This is a genomic window from Moorena sp. SIO2C4, from assembly GCF_010672485.1.
GTDB lineage: Bacteria > Cyanobacteriota > Cyanobacteriia > Cyanobacteriales > Coleofasciculaceae > Moorena > Moorena producens.
The window spans coordinates 1-3,638 of the sequence record NZ_JAAHGN010000788.1 but is presented as its reverse complement, the minus strand read 5'-3'; the positions used below and the strand labels follow the sequence as shown (position 1 = coordinate 3,638).

Annotated in this window: 3 protein-coding genes; all 3 read left to right on the top strand. The window is 41.9% G+C overall.

All coding sequences use genetic code 11. The features are described from left to right. Window positions 1-1,919: ATP-binding protein (locus F6K20_RS29065; RefSeq protein ID WP_287296998.1), on the top strand; the 1,919-nt coding region annotated here is incomplete at its 5' end. Between the two features lie 64 nt (window positions 1,920-1,983). Next, window positions 1,984-2,613: an IS607 family transposase gene (locus tag F6K20_RS29060; RefSeq protein WP_008177576.1), complete on the top strand. Its 630-nt coding sequence runs from the start codon at window positions 1,984-1,986 to the stop codon at window positions 2,611-2,613. Further along, window positions 2,600-3,638 (top strand): RNA-guided endonuclease InsQ/TnpB family protein (locus F6K20_RS29055; RefSeq protein ID WP_502708891.1); only part of this gene is annotated, 1,039 nt, incomplete at its 3' end. The genes F6K20_RS29060 and F6K20_RS29055, both read left to right, overlap by 14 nt.

The window sequence follows — 3,638 nt, the reverse complement described above, 5'->3', positions numbered from 1 at the left end:
TGATAGTTTCCCGGGAAACTATCCCATTTTTAAGCTTTTATCATCTAGCAAGAGCCTCCATCAACCAGCTCCAACAAACCTCAAACCTCCGAGATTTTTGTCAGATCATTGTCAAAGAGGTGCGAAAAGTCACTGGGTTTGACCGGGTGATGCTCTATAAGTTTGAAGATGATGACCATGGAGCAGTTATTGCCGAAGAAAAACTAGACAGTCTGGAATCTTACCTAGGCTTACACTATCCAGAATCCGATATTCCTAAACCAGCTAGACGATTATTCTGTTCCAATTGGATCCGCTTAATTCCAGATGCCAATTCCCAACCTGTTGAGATTTTTCCTACCGATAATCCCATCACCAATCGCCCCCTTGATTTAACATTATCAATTCTCAGAAGTGCTTCCCCCTGTCATATCAAGTACCTCCACAATATGGGAGTTGGGGCGTCTTTGACTATTTCATTGATTAAAGATAAAAAACTCTGGGGACTTATTGCTTGTCATCATCAAACTCCTAAGTATGTATCCTATGAGTTGCGCAAAGCTTGCGAATTTTTAGGACGAGTGATTTTCTCAGAAATTTCAGCCCGAGAAGAGACGGAAGACTATGACTATCAGATGAAGTTGTCCTATATTCAATCAATATTGATTGAGTATATGTCCCAAGAAGAAAACTTTATTGATGGCTTAGTTAAGCATGACCCCAATTTACTGGACTTAACCAGTGCTCAAGGTGCAGCAATTTGTTTTGGGGATAATTTTACGGTTATTGGTGAAACCCCTAGTGAAGAAGACCTGAAGTTTTTGGTGCAATGGCTGAAACAGAATGTTAATCAAGAGGTTTTCTATACTGATTCTCTGCCTCGCATTTATCCTGATGCACAACGGTTTAAAGATATTGGTAGTGGCCTGCTAGCCATCCCCATTTCCAAGAGAAACTATGTACTGTGGTTCCGATCAGAGGTGATTCAAACGGTTAATTGGGGGGGTGACCCCAATAAAGCCTTTGAAACAACCCACACAGAGGGGACTTTGCAACTGTCGCCCCGTAAATCCTTTGAACTATGGAAAGAAACCGTTCGCTTAACCTCTTTACCCTGGAAACAGGTAGAAATTAAGACAGCACTGGAACTGAGGAAAGCACTGATTAATATTGTTCTGCGCCAAGCTGATGAATTGGCTCAATTGGCTCAGGATCTAGAACGTTCCAATGCTGAACTGAAAAAGTTTGCTTATGTGGCATCCCATGACCTGCAAGAACCCCTGAATCAAGTGGCGAATTATGTGCAGCTTTTAGAAATGCGCTATAATGACAAGCTTGACGAAGATGCCAGCGAGTTTATTACCTTTGCGGTTGAGGGAGTCAGCCTCATGCAAACCCTAATTGATGATGTGTTGGCTTACTCGAAAGTCGATTTGCAGGGCATTGAGTTTAAACTGACGGAAGTGGAAACGGCCTTAGACCATGCTCTGGCTAATTTGCGGGGACGCATCCGTGAAACTGGAGCAGTGGTTACCCATGACCCCTTCCCAACAGTTATGGCTGATAGCACCCAGTTGATGCAACTGTTCCAGAACTTAATCGGTAATGCGATCAAGTTCCGCAGTGAACAGCCACCGGAAATCCATGTGGGGGCAAAACGACTCGAAGATTCATGGCTATTTTCAGTGCAGGATAATGGGATTGGCATTGAACCGCAGTTTAGCGATCGCATTTTCGTGATCTTCCAACGTCTGCACACCCGGGATGAGTATCCTGGCACAGGTATGGGTTTGGCTATATGTAAAAAGATTCTGGAGTGCCACCGGGGCAAAATTTGGGTAGAGTCAGAACTAGGTCACGGTGCCACCTTCTATTTTACAATTCCAGTAAGGGGACGCGAGCGTGAGTGTAGAAACGGAGGTGTAACTATGAGCATTTAATCTTATCAAACCTTGTCATACCTTTACAAATATGTAAGTATAGATTTGTAAAGGTTAAGCTGTTATGAAAAAATATGTCACCCCAAAAGAGGCAGCCCAATATTACGGTGTCTCCATTACAACACTCAGGAGATGGGATAAAGACGGAAGACTTGACAGCATCAGGACTCAAGGGAATCAAAGAAGGTTTTGTGTTGAAGGACAACACACGCAGAGTAAGCCCATTGTCGCTTATGCAAGAGTCTCTACACACTCCCAACGAGACGACCTTGATCGACAAGCTGAATTTTTACGGTCAAAATACCCAAACGCTGAAGTTATTTCAGAAGTTGGATCGGGACTCAATTTTAAACGGCGAAAGTTTCTCAAAATATTGGAACGAATATACAGCTGTGATATCTCGGCATTTGTCATTGCATACCCAGATAGAGCAGTCCGATTTGGATTTCCGTTACTTGAATGGTTGTGCCAAAAAAGTGGAGTTAAACTCTTGGTTCTCAATGAACGTAAATTATCCCCAGAGCAAGAACTCGTCGAAGATATCTTGTCCATCCTCCACTGTTTCTCTGCTAGGCTTTACGGACTCCGAAAATACCAAAAACAAGTCACGAAAGCGGTACAAGAAAAAACCTCGGAATCAGACGGTGAAGTTGACACCCAACAGTGTCTCAAAGATCAGGGTGTTTCCGTCTAAAGAACTTCATAAAATCTGGAAAACTTGGCTTAATGCTTATCGTTGGATCTATAATTGGTCAGTAGCCATGCTTAAAAACGGTTATAAAGGTAGTGCTTATGATTTACAAAAACTAGCGAGAAAAGTTGATAGACCAGATTGGGTAAACCAACTTCCAGGTCATCAATTACAAGAAGCAGTAGCCGATGCAATTGATAGTTTCAAGCAAGCCAAAGCCAATCAGGGTTATGTTAAGTTTAAATCTTGTCGAGAAACAAGGCAAGTTATTAAATTTAAAGCGGGAGACTTCAAAAAAAAATGCTGGTACCCAACAAAAGTAAAAGGCTTGTCTTATCGTTCACCTCAAGGTTTCCCTGAAGAATGCATATATGGAACTCAGTTAGTATGGATTAAAGGGAAATGGTACGGGATTTTTCCGGAATATATTGAACCTATCCCTACTGCTCAGGATAAAGTAATAGCTTTAGACCCAGGCGTTAGAACATTTATTACCGGTTTTGATGGTAAAACTTATGTAGAAATAGGTTCTGGTGATATTGGCAGGATTCAAAGACTCTGTCAGCAACTAGATCGGTTGATGAGTCGTATTGACTTAAGCTCTGCAAAAAGACAGAGACGAGCAATGAAAAATGCTGCTCATCGTTTACGCCAAAAGATTCAAAATCTAATCAAGGACTGCCATAACAAGTCAGCTTCTTTCCTTGTCAATAATTACAAGCTTATCTTTTTACCAACGTTTGAGACATCTGTGATGGTAGTAAAGTCAGCTAGGAAATTAAACAAGAAAACAGCTCGTAACATGCTCACTTGGAGTCACTACAAGTTTCGCCAGCACTTAACTCAAATGGCAGATCGTCATGATGTTTTGGTTGTCTTAGTTAACGAATCTTACACCAGTAAAACTTGCCCAGAATGTGGTCAAATTCACGAAAAATTAGGCGGCAGTAAAAAATTCCAATGCCCAAAATGTGGCTTCTCTTTACCACGGGATTGGAATGGCGCGCGGAACATAATGATCCGCGCTT